The organism is Planococcus massiliensis (assembly GCF_000821325.1).
In the GTDB taxonomy this organism is placed as follows: domain Bacteria; phylum Bacillota; class Bacilli; order Bacillales_A; family Planococcaceae; genus Planococcus; species Planococcus ruber.
The window spans coordinates 230,971-249,795 of the sequence record NZ_CCXS01000001.1 but is presented as its reverse complement, the minus strand read 5'-3'; the positions used below and the strand labels follow the sequence as shown (position 1 = coordinate 249,795).

Genomic DNA, 18,825 nt, shown 5'->3' with positions numbered 1-18,825 from the left:
GTTCAAAGAGAAAATTCCTTTGAAAATAAAAAAAGCCTAAAAGGCTGCATCAGCTTTTCAGGCAAGGAAGGTTGATTATTTCCCCAACACTTTTTTTATGTCTTCTTCAAATGCTTCCGGTTTTTCCTTCGGCGAGTAGCGCGCAATGATATTTCCATCTGCATCTATTAGAAACTTGGTGAAATTCCATTTGATGCTTTTTGATAAGAAGCCTTTTGTATTCGAAGTCAGGTATTTAAACAGCGGGTGCGCTTCTTTGCCGTTGACTTTTACAATGTCGTGCATCGGAAAAGTGACGCCATAGCTCATGCGGCACGCCTGTTCCGCTTCTTCTGCGCTACCGAGCTCCTGTTTGAATTGGTCTGAAGGAAAACCAAGAACCACTAGGCCGTCTTCTTTATAAGTTGAATACAGTTTTTCAAGGCTGTCGAATTGATCGCTCAACCCGCATTTTGTCGCCGTATTGACGATCAGCATGGGCTTGCCTTTGTATTCGCTGAGGGAATAGGCATCCCCGTCTGCTTTTGGAACCGTCAAATCATAAATGCTCATTTCACATCACTCCCGTTCTTCGCTTCGCTTTTATAAATCCAATTCACTGAAGAAAGCATTCAATTCTTTTAAATTCTTCATCAGTGCAATGGCATTTACATCCATGAAATTGCAGCTGACCAGCTTCTCGGCCACTGCCTGTTCAATCGGTTCGTGTTCTGCTTTCGCTTTTTCGGTCAGTGAAATAATGTAGGCACGCTTATCTTCTTTTGACTGTTCCTTGTTGAGCCGGCCATGTGCAATCATTCGGCTGATGATCGGATTCAACGTTCCGGTTCCAAGGCCGAGCCGCTCACCGATATCTTTTGCGAGCAGCCGGTCTTCTTCCCAGAGGACAAGCAAAACCAGATACTGCGTGAATGTCAGATTGAACGGTTCGAGGACCCTCGCATACATTTTCGTGAAATTGCTTGAAGCTTTGTAGACTTCAAAGCATAATTGCTGATCCAGTTTCGTCATTCTTTCCATTTCCATCACACCTATCCCATATTTCACCGGCATCCCAGAGCGTTTTACAGGACCACGATCTCCACGTCAATGGAGTCTTTGATCGCTTTTGAATACGGGCAATATTCATGCGCTTTTGCCACGTATTCCTGTTTTTTCTCATCATCGATGCCGGTAATGTCAACTTCTAATTTGGCAGCCAACTTCACGCCGCCTTTTTCTTTATCGCCAATCAAGTAAATTGTCGCTTTGACTTCGCTTTTTTCGACTTCCACTTTATCTTTTTCTAGTACTAATTCTAAGGCACTGTTAAAGCAAGCGCTATAGCCTGCAGCAAATAATTGTTCAGGATTCGTAGCAGTTGTCGCTTCTCCTCCAAGTGCTTTCGGTTTCGCTACATCCATGAAGAAGATATTGTCTTCCGAATAAACTTCCCCTTGTCTTCCGCCAGTGTTGATGATCGTTGTTTCATAAAGTGCTTTCATCATTCATCCCTCCAATATTTTATATCTTACACGATCTACTTTAAACTGCATCGCAGGCGATGTAAATTTATTTGCTCATGCTTTCGTTTCTTTTCCATAAAAAAAGCCACCCATCATCGGGCAGCTTCAGTATGTCGGATTTAGCCGTCGATCCATTCAGGCGGCTCATTGTTAGCCGATTGGCCAGATTTTGATCCATCGGTTTTCTTATTGGCTTTGCTGGTATACGGCTTAAAGCTTTTCGCTTTGTTGGCGCCGGTTTTCCAGCGGTTCCAGCCTTTTTTCCCGGTCCCTTGGCCTATGCCGCTTTTGGCTTTCGCTTTTTTAGTCATTTTATCACTCCGTTACTTTCTGTGAATCCTCTTATCATAACAGGTTTTGGCCATTTTCACATCTTTCTCAGAAATATGGGCAGGTTCCTTTTTATAATAAAGTCTTTTCCCAAGCCTCCTGCATCTTCTTCAATTCCTCCAAAAGAACGGGCTTACTGAAATAGAAGCCTTGCAAATAAGAACCGTTTTTCGCAGAAACAAAATCACGCTGTTCTTCTGTTTCGATGCCTTCTGTTACCAGCTGGATGTTCAAATCATACAAGGTGCTGTAAATTCCTTTCAGCAGAGCTGTATCTTTTTCACTGGCAGGCACTTGGCGCAGGAAGCTGCGGTCGATTTTCACAATATCCACGTCCAATTCCAGGAGATGGTACAGCGAAGAAGTCCCGACACCGAAATCATCCAACGCCACTTGGATATTGCGGCGTTTCAATTCGTTGATAAAGTCCACAATCTCTTCGTGCTCCGCTGCGGTATCGCTTTCCGTAATTTCAATTTGAAGCTGATGCGCCGGAAACTCCTGTTCTTCCAGCACTTCGTCAATCAATTCGATCAGCTCTTTCTTGAACCTCAGCTGGGCTTTAGAAACGTTGATGGCCAAAGACAGCGACTGGCCATTTTCCTGGTTCCACTTTTGAAGATCCTTTACCGCATTGCGGATGACCCAATCGCCGATGTCTTTCATCATGCCCGTCTCCTCGGCTAATGGAATAAAACGCAGCGGTGCTATCAGCCCTTCTTTTGGATGATTCCAGCGAATGAGCGCTTCTACCGCTTGAATGCGCTCGCCTTTATTGTCCATGATCGGCTGGTACTCAAGAAAGAATTCGTTATTGGCAATCGCGTCGGCCAAATCGTTTTTCAAATTCAATAAGTATTTGTAGAGATGCTTGTCTGTAATGTCTTCATAGAAAACAAAATGGTTCTTGCCGTTCTTTTTCGCTGCGTACATCGCCACATCCGCATATTGCAGCAAATCGTCCAAAGTCCTGGCATTCGCCGGATAAAAGCTGACTCCGATGCTAGCCGAAATGCTGGTGGTCACTTTGCCTAGATTGAATACTTTTTGGATTGCTGCCATTACTTCTGCGATTTCCTCGCTCAATTTCGTCCTTTCGGTGGTATTTGAAATCAAAATAAATTCATCGCCGCCGATCCGGTACAAGCGGCTTCCTTTTCGCAACGATTTACCATTCAGGCGCCGGCCAATCTGCTTCAATACTTCATCACCGCTATTGTGGCCATATAAATCATTGATCCGCTTGAAGCCGTCCAAGTCAAAAAACAGAATGGCAAAAGAAGTGTCATTTTTTTCGATGCGCTTCAGAAAATCTTTGTACAAGCTGAAACGGTTTGGCAATCCAGTCAATTGGTCAAAAAAGGCCAATTTTGATACATCCGTATGCGCCTTTTCCAAACTGATCAGCATATTTTGAATTGAATTTTCAAGATCGGTGATTTCATCTTCAACATTTCTGGAATTTTCGACTTCCAAAGAATGTGCTTTATCGAAATCCACATCTTTCAATTGGACAGAAAGGTGAGAAATCCTCGATAAGACAAGCATATCTATTAAATAATAGACAAGAACAACCAAAATAACGGTAGCGATAGCCAACGCCAGAAAAAGGCCATTCATGCTGCTCGACTTCTGCTGGTAATACTTCCGGTCTTTCTTCAATTCAAGCGTCAAGCCGTCACTAACCGCAATCAAACTGCTCAATGTCTTTTCATCCAGTTCCTGAATTTTCAGATCTCCCGCTTCTTTATTGACTACTTGCACATCCAGCGCCAATGTATTGCGCATCGTATTAAAAAAAGATTCGTCCAGGAAAATACCCGAAGCCAGCCGGCCTGTCGATGGGCCTTGGCCTTCGCTTCCCAGAATTTCATCCACTGCAACCATCACCGATCCAAAACTGGAATCTTCAATGATCACTAGCCCGTTTCCATTTTCAGCTTCTTCGATGATTTCCGGAACCTGCTGCAAGCTGCTAGCCAAATCCAACTCCGTGCCATCTGTTAAGTCGTAGCCATTCGCATAGATGACCTCGCCTTTTGTATTGATGAAAACCATTAAATTAATGGCACTGTTTTCAAATGTTTCTTGAATTAGATTGGAACGAATATATGCTTCGCTGCGATTTTGCATAAAAGTGTAGGAATCGTCCCATACCGCCCAATCGCGGTTAAAACGCTGCAAATCCATCTTTTCCGACTCGATGTAGCTTTCCACACGTTCCTGGTCGGTTTCCAAGGATTCCTCATCCATCAACTTGGCGTCGTTCAATATGACGGGCCGCATGAAAAGGAAGATTAAAATGATAAATGCTGCCATTGTAATGCCGATAAGTCCCGCAGTCTTCATCTTCAGTGTCATATCGTCTCTCCCAAATCTTCATGATGTGTTGAAGCCATTTTTGTGAAAACGGCTTTTCTTTTACTATCGGCAGTTTTTTGATTTTCTTAATGGAAATGAATGATTATTGATTTGAACTTTTTTCATCGTCTTGTCTCTCTGCATTCCGGTTCCAGATGATGTAAATCAAGGAATATTTCAATTTCCGTTGGAGAAGGCGGCTTTCGTCTTCTATGAAACCTCGAACCGGTCTAACGGTCTAGTCCATTCTCCGGCAGCCCCTTTTTTGAAATAGCCGAACTTCCTTCCAAGTCTTTTGTAATTTTATTTCAGTAATTCATTATAGGCATGAAGCCTCATTGCTGAATAGTCTGTATTTTCATTTAACCAAAAAAACTGCCTCTCCGATAGGCGGAAAGGCAGTTTTCTTTCTATTCTTCGTCTGTTATGCCTGTTTCAATCAGCATGGCCGTGAAGACGATGAAAATAATCATTAAGGATAATGCGGTGATCAACATTGCGCTCAACTCCTACCAAGTTTTAAATCCTTCCGATCCAGGTGGTGCATGATGAATCATATGGCTTAACGGGATCGCATAAGCGGCGACAATCAGGAAGACCGCAATGCCGATCCAAATCCACCAGTTCTCCAGCCACTTCGGTGTGCTCTCTTTGTCGCTTTCGGCCATCGGAAATTCAACAATCTCTTCCGGCTTCACAGCTTTTGGCGACAAGAACATTGTCATGACCACAATGTAAATCAGGATCATGGCAGAAAGGAACAGGATGCTTCCGCCGACAGCCATTGTCACGTGGTTGGTTAAAATGCCGTCGAACCATTCTAATGCAGATTCGTGTCCGTTATAGCCGGAGTATGCAGTTCGTCTCGGCGCTCCTAGAAGTCCTAGGACGTGCTGGGCTGTCGACATCAAGAGCATGCCGATCGACCAGGTGATGATTTGGACGAATCCGAGAATTTGCATCGACTTCGTAAATTTGCGGCCGGTCAAATACGGAATGAGCCAGAACGTCATCCCCATGAACGTCATCGCGACCGGCGTGCCGACTGTGATGTGGAAATGCCCGACAATCCATAAGGTGTTATGGACGACTTCGTTCAATTGGAAACTGGCATTGATGATTCCGCCGGCGCCGCCAGGAATGAAGAACGCCATCGCAATAAAGATCGATGTGAAGCGGACATCCTTCCACGGAAGTTTTTTGAACCAGCCGAATAATCCCGTGCCGCCTTTTTTGCGTCCCGAAATTTCAAACGTAGCGAACATCGAGAAGGCCGTCATCAACGACGGAATGATGACCATGAACGTCAAGACAACCTGCAGGAATTTCCAGAAGTTCGAAATCCCCGGTTCTGTCAATTGATGGTGGAATCCAACCGGGATGGAAAACAGAATGAATAAGACAAACGATAAGCGGGCTAAAGAATCACTGAACACTTTCACGCCCAATAATTTCGGTACAATTACGTACCAGGCCATATACGCCGGCAGGAGCCAGAAGTAGACCAGCGGATGCCCGAAATACCAGAACAGCGAACGGCTGAGTTCGACATTGATGGTATCTGTCCATCCGAATGCCCACGGGATGTATTGAAACAATACGGTGGCGACGACTCCTAGACAAGCAATGATCCAAAGGATGATTGTCGTGATCGTCATAAATGCAAATAACGGACTTAATTCGCCTTTATGCGTTTTGCGCCAAACGATGTAATGGCCCACGAGTGCAAAACTGCTGATCCACGTGCCGACAATGACCAAAGCCAAGCCGACATAAAACCAGCCGCTGCCTTTTAGCGGTGCATAAAATGTGTAAAGAACGGAAGCTTCTCCGGAAACAATCATTACGGTCGCCATGACGGTGCCAAGCAGCGTCACCCAGAAGCCGATCCAGGAAAACAGGCGGACTTTCGGGCCGAATGCCCCTAAACTTTTGCTCATGCCGGTAATGAAAAAACCGAAAATAAAAAAGGTCGTAAAAATAAGTGCGAGCAGCACGCCATGTGCTGTTAAAATTTGATAATAATCCAGCCAAGACGGCAATTGCAGCGCATCATTCCGGATGAATACTTGAAGCAGCCCGCATAAGGTCCCGATCAAGAACGCCGTATACGCAACGCCGATATTCCATAAAGCGATTTTTCGATCTTGTGCAGCAATCATCTTTAATACACCTCTATTTCATTGAACATCATGTGATGCCCTGTACCGCAATATTCGTTGCAGAGAATCAAGTATTTTCCGGGTTTGTCGAATGTGTAAGACTTTGTGGTGATGCGCCCCGGCACGACCATCATATTCACTTTGGTGTTATCGATCGTAAAACTGTGGACCACATCGGTGCTGGTCACTTTGAAGATGATTTCTTTTCCGGCCGGCACTTTAAGATCCGGTGCATTGTAGCCGAATGCCATTGCGACGATTGCCACTTGGTACGTGTCGTCATCCAATTGCGTCACGCCCGGTTTATCGAATGGTGCAGTCTCATTCACTTTTTTCGGGTCGATCGTGTCCATTCCCCCTGCCGGCGTATGGTCCTGCGAAAAGGCACTCACGCCGACGACGCCCAGAAAGACGGCTAATGCGACAATCCCGAAAGTCAGCCAAATTTTTTCGAATTTATGAAGATGCATGTTCCTCTACTCCTTTTCCTTCATCCTTTTTCACCTTGCGACATACATCGAATAGACGATGACCCACATGGCGACAATCACAACGCCTACAAAAAACACACTGATCAAAGTTCCGCGGAGGTCTACGTTCGCGTGATCATCTTTTTTGCTCATTTTCTTTCACCTCTTCTGTCGATCTCTTACTCCTAACGTAAGCCTTTCTGCCTTCAAACATTGTGATATTTCTCACATACTCGCCTCTTTTTGCAGCAGCTGTCGAATTTTAGACAAAAAAGAAGCGATCCCGGATTGCTCCAGGACCGCTTCTTGCTCTTGCATTTAGTTTTTAATCGATTTTGCAAAATGAAATCGGGCAATTTTCGCAATTGATTTCGGTTTTTAAATAGGAAAGATCGTGAATCAGCATTTTGCCGTTCACCATCGAAATGACTTGTTCTTTTTTTAGCTCACTGAGCATCCGGTTGACCACTTCACGGGTCATGCCGCAGAAATTGGCGAGTTCCTGATTGGTCAACGCCAGATCAATCAAAATGCCTTCCGGCTGTTGAACGCCATAGCTATTGCTCAACCGGATAAACGTGGAATAGAGCGCCCCTTTTTTGCCATGAAGGAGCAGGTCGCGAAATTTCGTCTGGGTCTTTTGCTGATCGATGCCCATCCATTTCATGAACGCCGCTGACAATTTCGGATTTTTCAGAAGCCCTTCCTCCAAATCCTCTATCGCAATTTTTGTGCACACGACGGGTTCGATCGCCCGTGCGTCCAGCATGTATTTGGCGGCTTCTGAAAAGACCGTGATTTCTCCGACAATCTGATCCGGCCCGCAAATTTTCAACGTGAGTTCCCGGCCATCCGGCGTCACTTTCCCGATTTGCACTTTTCCGGACTGGATGATGTAAATCCCTTTGACGTCGTCGCCTTCCCGGAAAAGATAACTGTTTTTTGGATAAGACTTCACTATTTTCTTAATGTCCGCATGCAGGTCCATTTCCATTGTGAATTTTTGGGTTGCCGCTGTCCGTTCCAAATTGAGCCCTCATTCCTCAAGAGATTGTGTCGTATAATTCAAGATTATCATATTTTAGGCTTGGAAAAATGCATTTTCCCAATAAAAAACTGCCAAAACGCGGCAGTTTTTTCACTTTATTAATAAATAAATGGCACTAGCCTTGCCCTCTTTTTCATCCACTCGGCATACGCCGGACCGAATTTTTCAATCAGCAGCTCCTCTTCGTAGCGGATGCGTTTCAGCAATGTCCAGGTGACAAGAGCTCCTCCTAAAATTGCCGCGATCAGGCTTGTGCAAAACAAGGCCATGCCGATGCCAATTAATAGCAGCGCCGTATAGAGCGGATGCCGCAACATCCGGTATGGGCCGGAACTGACGATTTCATCGCCTTCCCGGACTGTAACATGCCGGGTAAATTGGCTTTTCAAATGAAGGATTCCCCAAAACCTTAGGAATACACCCATAGCAAACAGCACTAAACCAGTCCAGCGCATGAATTGGCCTATTTCTGTGCCGGTTCCGATTTCCTGCAGCAGCAGAGCCGCAGCAATTGTAGCTCCAAGTGCAGCTAGAATATAGTAAAAAGATTTCTTTTCATACGGATCGCCTTCTCCGACGCCCCGATTTCGGAAGAAAATGAATTCTCCGATCCATATCACGCTAATTCCAATGAACATCCACTCTGCCACTGCCATCCGCTTCACCCAAACCTTCAGTTTCTCTTATAGTCACTATATAGAACATCCCCATTCAAGACAAATTTCCGACCTTTTGCTTAGAGCCAAACAACTTTTCACTTTATTGACATACTTTACTGTAAGAATAATGAAATAAAAAAGGAATTTACAGTAGAGATGTGGAAAAAGAACAATATAGACAGGAGGAATTTAAATGCCCATAGAATATCAAAATATCTTAGTGGCGGTAGACGGTTCGAATGAAGCCGACCTTGCCTTCAAAAAATCGATCGGGATTGCTGCCCGCAATAACTCCGCTTTGTATCTTGTCCATATTATCGACAACCAATCTTTTGGCTCCGTTGAAGCATACAGCCAGGCAATTGCAAAAGATGCAATGGCCAGTTCCGAGAAACTAATGGCCAGCTACAAGGAAGCGGCCATTTCCGCTGGCGCTGAAAACGTCCACGTCGTGATTGAGTACGGTTCGCCTAAAAAGCTGATTCCCGTTGACCTGGTCAAGAAATACCACATCGACTTGATTATTTGCGGGGCTACCGGCTTGAATGCAGCAGAACGCATCTTCCTCGGAAGCGTATCCGAACGGATCATCCGTTCTGCCCATTGTGATGTGCTTGTCGTTCGCACTGAGGAACCTGAAAGCATCGAAGCATAACATACTGAATCAGAAAGATGTTAAACCTCTTCCTTTATTGTTTTTAAAGGAAGGGGTTTTCCTCTTTTCCGCGCCTTAAGACTCTGCCAATGAAATATAGCGATATAATTTTGATACAAAACTGTAATAAAAAACAGTTTTTACTCATGTTACAATAGGTGCGCTGCTGTTTTTCAGCAATTTTTATGAACTGAATTTATTGATAAAGCACCAACCTATAGAGAGAAACACTTATCCAGGAGGGAAATGAACACATGAAGCAACTATCCAAATGGGCGGGGACTGCTATTGCTGCCGTCTTGTCTTTAACGCTTATTATGCCGTCAGCGAATGCCGATACGTTAAGCGATTTAGAGAAAAAGCAGCAGCAAGCCGACCAAAAGAAAAACGAATTGAATTCCGGAATCCAGCAAAAAGCGAATGAGATTTCAGAAAATCAAACGAAACTGGAAAAGATCATCAGCCAAATTGAAAAGCTGGACCAGCAAATTCAGGAAACTGAAGCGAAAATTGACGGGGTCCAAGCTCAAATCGATCAAACAAAAATTGAAATTGATGAATTGAGAAAATCGATTGAAGAGTTGGAACGGAAAATTGCGGAACGCGACGAATTGTTGAAAGACCGGGCGCGCGCCATTCAATTGAGCGGCGGTTCTGTAGACTACATAGATGTTTTGCTTGGAGCGAACAGCTTCATCGATTTTATTGACCGTTTTTCAGCCGTAAATACTCTAATTGAAGCGGACCGCCAAATCATGAAAGAACAAGCGGACGATAAAAAACTGTTGGCGGAACAAAAAGCCGAAGTTGAGAATAAATTAGCGGAACAGGAAAACAAAAAAGCCGAATTGGTCGGATTGAAAAACTCGCTTGATGCGAAAAAGCAAGAACAGGCCGGCCTTGAGCAAGAATTGAAAGCTGAACAAAACCGTTTGGCTAAAGAAAAATCCAATTTAGAGAAGCAACGTGATGAAGCCCTTAACTTAAGCGCCAACTTGGAAAAGAAAATCGCGAAAGAACAAGCCCGCTTAGCTGAAATTGCACGCAAAGCGGAAGCGGAACGCAAGAAAAAAGAAGCAGCGGAACGCAAAGCCGCAGCAGCTAAGGCTGCAGCTGCGAGTGCAAGCTCCGGCTCGAGCTCATCGTACGTGGCGCCGGCTGTAGGCAGCGCGAACTTTATCCAACCGGCTCCAGGAAGATTCACTTCCGGCTTCGGTGGACGCGATATCGGCGCAGGCGCTGAATCGCATCTTGGAATGGACATCGCCAACGTTACCGGAACACCGATTGTAGCGGCAGCGAGCGGCTACGTTACTTACGCCGGCTATATGAACGGCTACGGCAATGTGGTCATCATGACGCATTCCATTAACGGACGGCAATACGCAACGGTATACGGACACATGAGTGCAATCGGCACATCAGTTGGCCAATCCGTTTCGCAAGGACAAAAAGTCGGTGAAGTCGGCAGTACAGGACGCTCGACTGGCCCTCACCTTCACTTTGAAATCCATATCGGCTCTTGGAACGGCGCCCGCTCAAATGCGGTAAACCCGGCTCCATATATCCGATAATAAAACGAAAGCCCCGCTTGAAATTCAAGCGGGGCTTTTTGTTATTCTTTTCCTCCATATAATTGCTGGAGCTCTTCTTCTTTCATGGTGAAGCGGTGTTCTTCGGCCGGGAAGGCCCCAGATTTCACTTCTTCTACATAAGCCGTCAAACCGTTTTTCATGATTTCCCCGGTTTCTGCATAGGAACGGACGAATTTCGGCAAATGGTGCGAGCCGTATTTCAACGTATCATGGTAAACGAGCACTTGGCCATCCGTATCGGCACCGGCACCAATGCCGATCACCGGAATCGTGACCGCTGCCGTGACTTCACGCGCCAATTGGTACGGGATGCACTCCAATACGATCATGCAAGCGCCAGCTGCTTCGCACGCTTTGGCATCTTCGATCAATTTCTGTGCCGCGTCCGCTGTCTTCCCTTGTACTTTATAGCCTCCCAAAACGCCCGCGGTCTGCGGCAGAAGCCCAAGATGGCCGACGACCGGGATTCCGGTGCGCGTCAATGAGCGGATGACGTCGATCACTTCATCAGCGCCTTCCAGTTTCAGAGCTTCTGCTCCTGTCTCCTGAAAAATTCGGATTGCGTTTTCAAGCGTGCGGTCCAAACTGCCATGGAAGGATCCGAACGGCATGTCGACGACAAGAAAGGTATCCGGTGCGCCTCGGCGCGCAGCTTTGCCGTGGTGGATCATGTCATCGACAGTCACTTTCACCGTCGAATCATAGCCAAGCACGACCATGCCGAGCGAATCCCCTACTAAGATGACATCAACGCCGGCTTCTTCTGCCAGTTTTGCAGACGGATAATCATACGCCGTCAGCATGGCGATTTTCTCGTTTTCTTTTTTCATTTTGCTGAATGATGCTGTGTTTTTCATTTTTCTCTCCTTCCGGGAGGAAAACCCGACAAAAAAGCCCGTCTAATCCAGAAATGGACAGACGGACAGAAATTTACGCGACTTGGTTTTCTCCGTCCCTGTCATTTTAAGATCAAGGCAGAACTATTCATTTGTTGAAAATGGGTGTTGCAGGTGCAGTTCAACAATGATACCGCCCTTACTCGTACTATAGCAGAAATGGCAATCATCTGACAAACAGCTGTTTCTGGCGATATTTTTTTATTTTCTCCATGAACTTTTTAGTTGGTGTAGAGTCTAATAGTAAAGATGCCTAAAGGAGGCGGGTTGATGGACAGCCTTGAGATGAGCCAGCTAGCCATCGCAGGAGACGAAGAAGCGTTTCTTGCATTGATGCAGCTGCATAAAGAAGCATTGCTCCGCACGGCATTCGCTTTTTTAAAAGACGAGCATAGTGCGCTTGAAGCGCTTCAAGAAACGACTTACCGGGCATATATGAAAATCCACACCGTGAAGAACCCGGCCTATTTGAAAACCTGGCTGATCCGCATCATGATGAATTATTGCCAGGATCAATTGAAAACGAACAAACGGCTCGTCATGGACGGACGAGCGAACGAAGCGGGCACCACCAGCAATTTCGAACAATTGGAATTGGCGGAAGCCCTCGCTTCCTTGAACGAAAAAGAGCAGCAATTGATTTACCTGAAGTATTTCCAGGATATTAAAATCAAAGACATCGCGGCGTTGGAAAAGGTCCCGGAAGGCACGATTAAATCGCGCCTGCATAAAACCCTCCGGACACTGCGCCGCCATTTCGAAGGCAAAGGAGAGATGGATCATGTATGACAGAGAAGAAAAAAAGCTTGCATCTCTCAGACAGCGATTGGATACAGAAACCCTCCCTTTGGAACAGGCGGACGCCGCAATCCTTCAAGGAATGGAACGTGCAAAACGCGAGAAGCGCATGACTCGAGTCCGGAAGAAACGCACCCTTTGGACTCTCGCTGCAGCGGCTGTCCTGATCCTCGCTTTTGCTACGAGCATTCGGGTATCGCCCGCTTTTGCGAACGCGGTTGCTGTTATTCCCGGCCTGGAGAAATTCGTGGAGTTGATCGAACAGGACAAAGGGCTCAGCGGCATTTTCAAAAACGATTATTACCAAGCAATTGGCGCGTCCGAACAGCAAGGCAACCATACGTTGACAATCGACGGCGTCATTCTTGATGGATCGGGCATGAACGTTTATTACACGATTGAGTCTTCTGAATCGCTTGAAGACATTCAAGTGAAGAATGCGCGATTAAAAAATACAAAAGAGATTCCGCCTTACAGCATGTCTCTTGGCGGCCCCCATGACGGAAAATCGCCAAATCGGTATACCGACCATATCGAATTTTATTTTGAAGAGCCGATGGTGTTTGATGATTTGGCCTTCGGTTTCGAGTTATCTGCAACTGTTTCCGGCGAAGAAGTACTCTTCAGTGTGCCTTTCACCGTCCCTGAAGATATCAAACCGAGTCTCGTGTTCGCTTTAGATGAAGTGGCGGAAATTGAAGGGCAGAAAATCATTATCGAAGAAGTTATCATCCACCCACTTCGTGCAGAGATTAATATTTCATTGGATCCAACGAACTCAATGAAGATCCTGCAGTTCGAAGACATGCGGCTGGAGGATGAAAACGGAAATGTATGGGGATCGATGTTGAACGGCTTCACCTCTACAGGAAACCTCTCAGAAGGAACCGTTTCTTATCTTCTCCAAAGCAATTATTTTGAGCAGCCAGGCGAACTCTATTTGCGATTTAATACCGTCCAGGCATTGCCGGTCGAAGAAGCATTTTTAGTCATTGATACAGAAAAAGGGGAATTGATTAGTGGTCCGAAAGATGCGCGATTTTCAATGGAAAAGGCCGATCAAAAGGAAGCCATCTTCGCACTTTCCGGAATTGAGGATGAAGCGCATCGATACGGATTAACGACGGGGATTGAAGACGCCGAAGGGAAAAGATTCTATCCATCCTCCGAATCGATGTCGACGCCGGACAATGAAATCCAGTGGACGGTCGAATTCGGGACGACCGATTACACCAATCCGTTGCGTCTCGAGCTATTTGCCTACCCAAACCGCATCAAAGGCGATGTGAAGGTGGAATTGAAGAATCCGCGGGAATAGGACATGGGGCCCTGGAATGTGTTTTATTCCAGGGCTTCTTTTTTAAGGATAGAATGGAAGACATAAAATGGAAAAATTTTCTTTTATTTTATTTCTTGCATCCAGCATTTTCATTTACTTGCCTTAAAACGCCACATACTGTCCGTTCACCTCAAAATACTGTCCATTCGCGCACAAATACTATCCTTCCGACCCAATTTACTTTCCACGCTCCAGAAACCTAAAGAAAAAAGCTGATTCATCTAAGAATCAGCCTCTCTTTTATGCGAATCATTCTACTATATCAATCAATTTCGGATAAATGTCTACAAAATACACTTCCATCTTGTTTTCCAATTGCTTTCCAAGGGCTTGATAAGCTCGATCTGCCTGTTGGACCGCTTTTAGAAAAGCGTCTTCTTTTCGTTCGTCTTGCTCCAGCTCTTTATAAAGCTGCCAGATGTCCTTCAAGTAGCGCTGCTCGATTGCTGCGTATTCGCCCGCTCCAATTTTCTCCAAGATTAAGGTGAGTTTCTCAAGATAAGCATCAATGCCCTTCTCTTCAATCAACTCACTGCACCAATTCAGCAAAATTTCATGCCCGCCGCTTTCATTCTCGGAATAATACTGAAAAAGGATGGAAAGTTCATCGGCGGTCGGATCTCCGGAAGGAAAGTCCATGTTACTGATAGCTGAGATTACGGCATTCCAGATGTCCTCTTTGTTTTGCAATTCGCTTCTCTTCATTACCGGCTTCATCGTGTTCCCTCCATTGAAAACTTGATCGATTTTCAGGCGGTCGTAATCCAATATCCAGCTGTTGAACATTTCATACATCGGCCGGATGGCTTCTACAGACGCGGCGATTAAGTCGCACCCTCTGTCGTCATATACATGAAAAATAGTTTTCCGCGTTTTATTGACGATAAAGACCTCTTGGCAAACCGTTTTTTTAAATCCCATGTCTTCGTTGCAGCATTCCTTCAATAAACCCGGGTAATCCACCTCGTTTCGCCGGCATGGCAAAACGAAAAGGTGGCTTTTCCAGTGTCCTTCTTCGTTGTCTTCAGGAATCACGTACGGTATTTCTCGGTGCATCAAGCGGTAACGCAAAGATTTCTTATTCATATAGCGCGTCATCACCAGCTTTTTGCGGTTTCGCTTCAAGTCGCCAAAATCCGGGAGATGCGTGACGATGTACAATTCATCCTGTTCGGCGTGGGCCGCTTCAAATAAACGAATGGCCCGGCTATAAACGTTTTCAAGATAAGGACTGCCTTCATACCCTAAACCTTTGTTCCAGTGAGTGCCCAGTTCAAAACGAATACCGATTGGCCACGAATAAAACAAGGCAGGCAACAAGATCAAATCCGGAAAATAGCGGTCCATGAAGGACGTGAAGCCGTCCATTCGCGTTTTATTCATCAGTATCCCTTTTCTCTTTTTCCAGAAGCCACGGCACTTCCAGTTCAAATTCCCACTGAAGGACCGGTTCCGGAAATCCTTCCGGCACCAAATCCGTTTGCTCTGAAAAATGGAATCTCAACCCACTTTCTTCGGCTACTGCCTGTTTTGGCCCTTCGACCAGTTCGCCGACCGCGTGGTAAAACCCCATATAAAGAAGCATATCCTTCCCGTCATCGTCTCCTACAAAAACTTCGCCTTCTTTTTGCGGATCGATGCCGAGCCGGTCAAAATGCATCCGCACGTGTTCCGGGAAAGAAGCCGCAGCCAAACTGTAATTCTCACAGTAGCGGCAGCGGCAATCTTCGGTAATCGGATGGTGGGTTTTATAGAATTCCCGCGTTTTTTCCGGATCGATGTTCACTGTCCATAGCCCAATTTCGACTGTCTTCATCTGTTCGCCTCTGGATCCAGCACGATCACGCCGCCGCAATGCGAAAGCGGATAAAATTCACACTGGAAAAGGTTTTCCAAACTGTTTTTTATTTCCTCGTAGACGAAGTAATGCTCTGATTCATCCCAGTAGCCCTCGCTGTCTTTTCGGCATTTCTCCAAGTCCGCACGGGTTTGGAACGCAATGTCCCCGATGTAGATTTTGCCTTCTGCCGAAAGCAGCGGCAGCAAGTTCTTGAGGAAATCGACTTTCTGTTCATCCGAGAGGTGATGCAAAGCGTAAGTGCTGACAATCGCATCGTATTTCCGGCCTGCGAGCTCGCTCGGCAAACCTTTTGTGATGTCCCATTCCAGCAAGTTGGCGAACGGCATTTTCGCTTTCGCAATGGCAATCATTTCTGATGAAAAATCGATGCCGTCGATCCGGTGGCCGTTTTCATATAACCGGCTCGCCAATATCCCCGTTCCGAAACCGATATCCAGCACCTCTGCATTTTCCCGTTCTCTGATTTCGTTATAAATGGTATTTAAAATTTCCTTGTATCCGGCAAACGGGTACTGGTTATTTTCCTCACTTAGCTGAACCGTTTCGTCATACTGTCCTGCCCATAAATCAAAACCTTGTTTATTCAACATTGAATACTCCTCCTGTTAGCTGGACCAAACCGAGAGTATTCCCCACTCTTCAGTTGGTGCGCTGTTGTCCTCGTTTTAATTGTCCTTTACTTAATCTTGCCTGTTTCATTCCAATCTCCACCTTTCATTGTTAATCAAATATTAGCATAATTTTACAGAAAAATATCCTTAAACTTTCAACGCATAGACCCATACTTCTTTTTCATTCATGACAATTTTCTTCTCCAACGCCATGCCGATCGATTCAGCTACTTTTTGCGAAGCGATATTCCCGGGTTGGATGAGGGAAATGAAGCGTTTTTTCGCCAGGTAATGCGTGCCGTAATAGCGGAGGCCATTCGCTGCTTCTTTTGCATAGCCTTGCCCCCAGAATTCCTTGGCGATCCAGTACCCGATTTCCAGTTCCGGCTGCCCTTCGACTGTCTGTCTGACAAGCCCCGCATGTCCAATCGGCTTCCCGTCGCTTTTCCGGATAAGCACGCGCAACCCGAAATCCGGATCTTCCCGGTACGAGCGGTAAATCCAGTACAAAAACTCCACTGCGCCTTCACGGGTCCGTGTATTGCCGTTGCCGATATAGCGGACGACGTCAGGATCCGACAGCATGGAATAAAGAAATTCGAAATCTTCATCCCGATAGAGCCGGAAATCCAATCTTTCTGTCTGTATTTTCATGGTGATAGTCCTTTCGCTAACTGTTTTGGTTCACCTGATAAATCGTTAATCTTGGCCATTTTAAAAGCCAGTTCTTCGTCTTCAGGCGATTTTCGTAAACCGTTCCCAGTTCTTTATTTTCAATGAAATGCGGTGTCGGCCTTACGATTAAATTCAATGCATCACTTATTCCGCAAGGAGCTGCTAAAATCAATTGTCCCCGTTCATCCAGTTTAACTGCAAGTGCCGTTGCGGTTTCCGGAAATTTTGAGATGGCATCGATAGAAGAAGCGTATGGCGGAAGATCATTGATGCGTTGCATCCTCGCCTCATTCTTCACCGACCAAGGCAAATCAGGCATCAGCTGATGAAGCTTTTCTTCATAGCGCTTTTCCTCCGCTTCATCCACCGCTTCCGGATTAAAGTAAACCACATCAATATCCCCAAGCGGCGTCCGTTCGTTAAAGCCGTGCAACGCATCCCAGAGTTTGGTGCGGACAAAGCCTGCGCAAATCCACCAATCCGGCAGATCCAATCGCTTTGCCGCTTCCAATACAGCCATCATCCACGCGTCAGCTTCGATCGCTTGCAAAATATCCTGTTCGTTTTTCATTTATTCTCAGCCTTTCTGATCCCCCAGATACACGACAGGCAATTCGACTTCCTGCAAAGCCTCTTTATAAGAAACTTCATACGCTTTGGCAGCCTGCCGGGAACTGACAATCCGATGGAGTTCTGTGCCGATATAATGCAAGGCGGCTCCATCATCTGCAGCAATTCCGCCTTTTATCTCCTGCGTGGCAATTGAGCGCTGGTAAACCGGCCGCCGGTTTTCTTCTCCGTCGTAATGCGGACAATTGCTTCCGGCCAAAAAACCGAGGCAGTGAATCGGCTCCAAGTGGTCTCCGTAGGAATCCGTAATGCCATCTTCAAACCAGCAAAGGGACCCGGCACTGATGCCCGCAAGCACCGTCCCTTTCTCCCAAGCTTTTCGAATGATGGCGTCCAATCCCCAGTCTTTCCATAGAGCCAAAAGATTTTTGGTATTACCGCCGCCAACGTAGAGAATATCCTGAGCGAGGACAAATTCTTCAAGATCTCCGGCAGGCGGTTTGAATAGTGAAAGGTGCGTCGGCGAACAGTCCTGCTGCTCAAAAAAATCATAGAAACGCTGCGTGTACGTTTCCGAATCCCCGCTCGCTGTCGGGATAAAACAAATTTTAGGCTTTGTTTTTCCTGATTGCCGAAGAATGTATTGATCCAATAATGGGTTTTCCGGCTCCATCGAAAAGCCGCCTCCCCCAAGCGCAATAATCTGTTTCATTCTCTTTTCTCCCATTCCGGCTTCAATAGAGAAAAAATCAAGGCATCATGCGACTCGCCTCTTTGATAGATGTAGCCGCGCAGCCGTCCTTCTTCGCTGAATCCAAGTTTTTTCAAGAGCCCGCTTGATGGTTTATTCTCCGGGAAAGTCACGGCGCCTATCCGGTAAAATCCGCGTTCTTCAAAGCAATACCTCAAGATTTCACTGACCGCCTCTTTCGTAATTCCTCGTCCCCAGTAATCCGGATGCAGTTCGTAGCCGACTTCCGCTTTCTTCGAGCGGTCATTTAAATTATTCAACCCTATTGTTCCAAGAAATTGCCCGTTCTCTTTCCAGATGATTCCCCAGCGCATGCCCCGGCCGCTTTCGTAGCCGAATTGGAAGGCATCAATGAGACGGGCAGCTTCTTCCGGATCGGTCAGACTTTCGCTCCCGTAATATTTCGTTACTTCATCCCGTGACATGATATCAAAAAACTCGTCTTTGTAGCGCTGTGTAATATGTACTAAATTTAATTGTTCCGTTTCGAATACCGGAAATGCCATGTGGTCGCCTCCTTAAGAAATCCATCTACCTGT

At 46.0% G+C, this 18,825-nt stretch carries 22 protein-coding genes; 4 read left to right on the top strand and 18 right to left on the bottom strand.

Translation table 11 applies throughout. The features are described from left to right. Positions 1 to 75: 75 nt before the first annotated feature. The 10 genes from BN1080_RS01210 to BN1080_RS01165 all read right to left on the bottom strand — a co-directional run bounded on the left by BN1080_RS01210 (position 76) and on the right by BN1080_RS01165 (position 8,532). Positions 76 to 552 carry a glutathione peroxidase gene (locus tag BN1080_RS01210; RefSeq protein ID WP_052649779.1) on the bottom strand — a complete coding sequence of 159 codons (477 nt, stop codon included), beginning with the start codon at positions 550 to 552 and terminating at the stop codon, positions 76 to 78. Between the two features lie 30 nt (positions 553 to 582). Next, a complete protein-coding gene (locus BN1080_RS01205; RefSeq protein ID WP_052654302.1) occupies positions 583 to 1,020 on the bottom strand; it encodes a MarR family winged helix-turn-helix transcriptional regulator in 438 nt (145 codons plus the stop codon). A 44-nt stretch (positions 1,021 to 1,064) separates the two neighbouring features. Next, positions 1,065 to 1,484 carry an organic hydroperoxide resistance protein gene (locus BN1080_RS01200; protein ID WP_052649778.1) on the bottom strand — a complete coding sequence of 140 codons (420 nt, stop codon included), beginning with the start codon at positions 1,482 to 1,484 and terminating at the stop codon, positions 1,065 to 1,067. Between the two features lie 140 nt (positions 1,485 to 1,624). Continuing rightward, positions 1,625 to 1,816: a DUF3934 domain-containing protein gene (locus tag BN1080_RS01195; protein ID WP_052649776.1), complete on the bottom strand. Its 192-nt coding sequence runs from the start codon at positions 1,814 to 1,816 to the stop codon at positions 1,625 to 1,627. A 91-nt stretch (positions 1,817 to 1,907) separates the two neighbouring features. Next, complete coding sequence (locus BN1080_RS01190) at positions 1,908 to 4,196, bottom strand: bifunctional diguanylate cyclase/phosphodiesterase (protein WP_052649774.1); 2,289 nt, start codon at positions 4,194 to 4,196, stop codon at positions 1,908 to 1,910. 509 nt (positions 4,197 to 4,705) lie between these two features. Beyond that, on the bottom strand, positions 4,706 to 6,358 hold the full coding sequence (locus BN1080_RS01185) for a b(o/a)3-type cytochrome-c oxidase subunit 1 (RefSeq protein ID WP_052649773.1): 1,653 nt from the start codon (positions 6,356 to 6,358) through the stop codon (positions 4,706 to 4,708). 2 nt (positions 6,359 to 6,360) lie between these two features. Beyond that, on the bottom strand, positions 6,361 to 6,828 hold the full coding sequence (locus tag BN1080_RS01180) for a cytochrome c oxidase subunit II (RefSeq protein WP_052649771.1): 468 nt from the start codon (positions 6,826 to 6,828) through the stop codon (positions 6,361 to 6,363). 30 nt (positions 6,829 to 6,858) lie between these two features. After that, on the bottom strand, positions 6,859 to 6,981 hold the full coding sequence (locus BN1080_RS01175) for a hypothetical protein (protein WP_052649770.1): 123 nt from the start codon (positions 6,979 to 6,981) through the stop codon (positions 6,859 to 6,861). A gap of 172 nt (positions 6,982 to 7,153) precedes the next feature. After that, positions 7,154 to 7,822, bottom strand: a complete 669-nt coding sequence (locus tag BN1080_RS01170; RefSeq protein WP_052654300.1) for a Crp/Fnr family transcriptional regulator — start codon at positions 7,820 to 7,822, stop codon at positions 7,154 to 7,156. A gap of 152 nt (positions 7,823 to 7,974) precedes the next feature. Then, complete coding sequence (locus tag BN1080_RS01165; RefSeq protein ID WP_052649768.1) at positions 7,975 to 8,532, bottom strand: methyltransferase family protein; 558 nt, start codon at positions 8,530 to 8,532, stop codon at positions 7,975 to 7,977. A gap of 196 nt (positions 8,533 to 8,728) precedes the next feature. On the opposite strand from BN1080_RS01165, the gene BN1080_RS01160 reads away from it, so the two are divergent. Together BN1080_RS01160 and BN1080_RS01155 are read left to right on the top strand one after the other, a co-directional pair. Beyond that, positions 8,729 to 9,190: a universal stress protein gene (locus BN1080_RS01160; protein ID WP_052649766.1), complete on the top strand. Its 462-nt coding sequence runs from the start codon at positions 8,729 to 8,731 to the stop codon at positions 9,188 to 9,190. 254 nt (positions 9,191 to 9,444) lie between these two features. Beyond that, positions 9,445 to 10,764 (top strand): murein hydrolase activator EnvC family protein, encoded by a 1,320-nt coding sequence (locus BN1080_RS01155; RefSeq protein ID WP_052649764.1) that lies wholly within the window; start codon positions 9,445 to 9,447, stop codon positions 10,762 to 10,764. 41 nt (positions 10,765 to 10,805) lie between these two features. Here BN1080_RS01155 and panB read toward each other — a convergent pair whose 3' ends face one another. After that, positions 10,806 to 11,642: a 3-methyl-2-oxobutanoate hydroxymethyltransferase gene (gene panB, locus BN1080_RS01150; protein WP_052649763.1), complete on the bottom strand. Its 837-nt coding sequence runs from the start codon at positions 11,640 to 11,642 to the stop codon at positions 10,806 to 10,808. A 309-nt stretch (positions 11,643 to 11,951) separates the two neighbouring features. Between panB and BN1080_RS01145 the strand changes: the two genes are divergently transcribed. Together BN1080_RS01145 and BN1080_RS01140 are read left to right on the top strand one after the other, a co-directional pair. Next, complete coding sequence (locus tag BN1080_RS01145) at positions 11,952 to 12,470, top strand: RNA polymerase sigma factor (protein ID WP_052649761.1); 519 nt, start codon at positions 11,952 to 11,954, stop codon at positions 12,468 to 12,470. Beyond that, positions 12,463 to 13,797, top strand: a complete 1,335-nt coding sequence (locus BN1080_RS01140; RefSeq protein WP_052649759.1) for a DUF4179 domain-containing protein — start codon at positions 12,463 to 12,465, stop codon at positions 13,795 to 13,797. The genes BN1080_RS01145 and BN1080_RS01140 overlap by 8 nt, the downstream gene beginning before the upstream one ends. Positions 13,798 to 14,067: 270 nt before the next feature. Here BN1080_RS01140 and BN1080_RS01135 read toward each other — a convergent pair whose 3' ends face one another. The 7 genes from BN1080_RS01135 to BN1080_RS01105 all read right to left on the bottom strand — a co-directional run bounded on the left by BN1080_RS01135 (position 14,068) and on the right by BN1080_RS01105 (position 18,792). Next, positions 14,068 to 15,201 carry a DUF3885 domain-containing protein gene (locus BN1080_RS01135; protein ID WP_052649758.1) on the bottom strand — a complete coding sequence of 378 codons (1,134 nt, stop codon included), beginning with the start codon at positions 15,199 to 15,201 and terminating at the stop codon, positions 14,068 to 14,070. Further along, positions 15,194 to 15,634, bottom strand: a complete 441-nt coding sequence (locus BN1080_RS01130; protein WP_052649756.1) for a hypothetical protein — start codon at positions 15,632 to 15,634, stop codon at positions 15,194 to 15,196. The genes BN1080_RS01135 and BN1080_RS01130 overlap by 8 nt, the downstream gene beginning before the upstream one ends. After that, positions 15,631 to 16,269, bottom strand: coding sequence for a class I SAM-dependent methyltransferase (locus BN1080_RS01125; protein WP_052649754.1), 639 nt, complete (start codon positions 16,267 to 16,269; stop codon positions 15,631 to 15,633). The genes BN1080_RS01130 and BN1080_RS01125 overlap by 4 nt, the downstream gene beginning before the upstream one ends. 168 nt (positions 16,270 to 16,437) lie before the next feature. Then, a complete protein-coding gene (locus BN1080_RS01120; protein WP_052649752.1) occupies positions 16,438 to 16,944 on the bottom strand; it encodes a GNAT family N-acetyltransferase in 507 nt (168 codons plus the stop codon). A gap of 16 nt (positions 16,945 to 16,960) precedes the next feature. After that, positions 16,961 to 17,536 carry a nucleotidyltransferase family protein gene (locus BN1080_RS01115; RefSeq protein WP_052649749.1) on the bottom strand — a complete coding sequence of 192 codons (576 nt, stop codon included), beginning with the start codon at positions 17,534 to 17,536 and terminating at the stop codon, positions 16,961 to 16,963. Positions 17,537 to 17,542: 6 nt separating this feature from the next. Next, on the bottom strand, positions 17,543 to 18,247 hold the full coding sequence (locus tag BN1080_RS01110; protein WP_052649747.1) for a Type 1 glutamine amidotransferase-like domain-containing protein: 705 nt from the start codon (positions 18,245 to 18,247) through the stop codon (positions 17,543 to 17,545). Beyond that, positions 18,244 to 18,792 carry a GNAT family N-acetyltransferase gene (locus BN1080_RS01105; RefSeq protein ID WP_052649745.1) on the bottom strand — a complete coding sequence of 183 codons (549 nt, stop codon included), beginning with the start codon at positions 18,790 to 18,792 and terminating at the stop codon, positions 18,244 to 18,246. Before BN1080_RS01105 ends, BN1080_RS01110 begins: the two co-directional genes overlap by 4 nt. Positions 18,793 to 18,825: the final 33 nt, after the last annotated feature.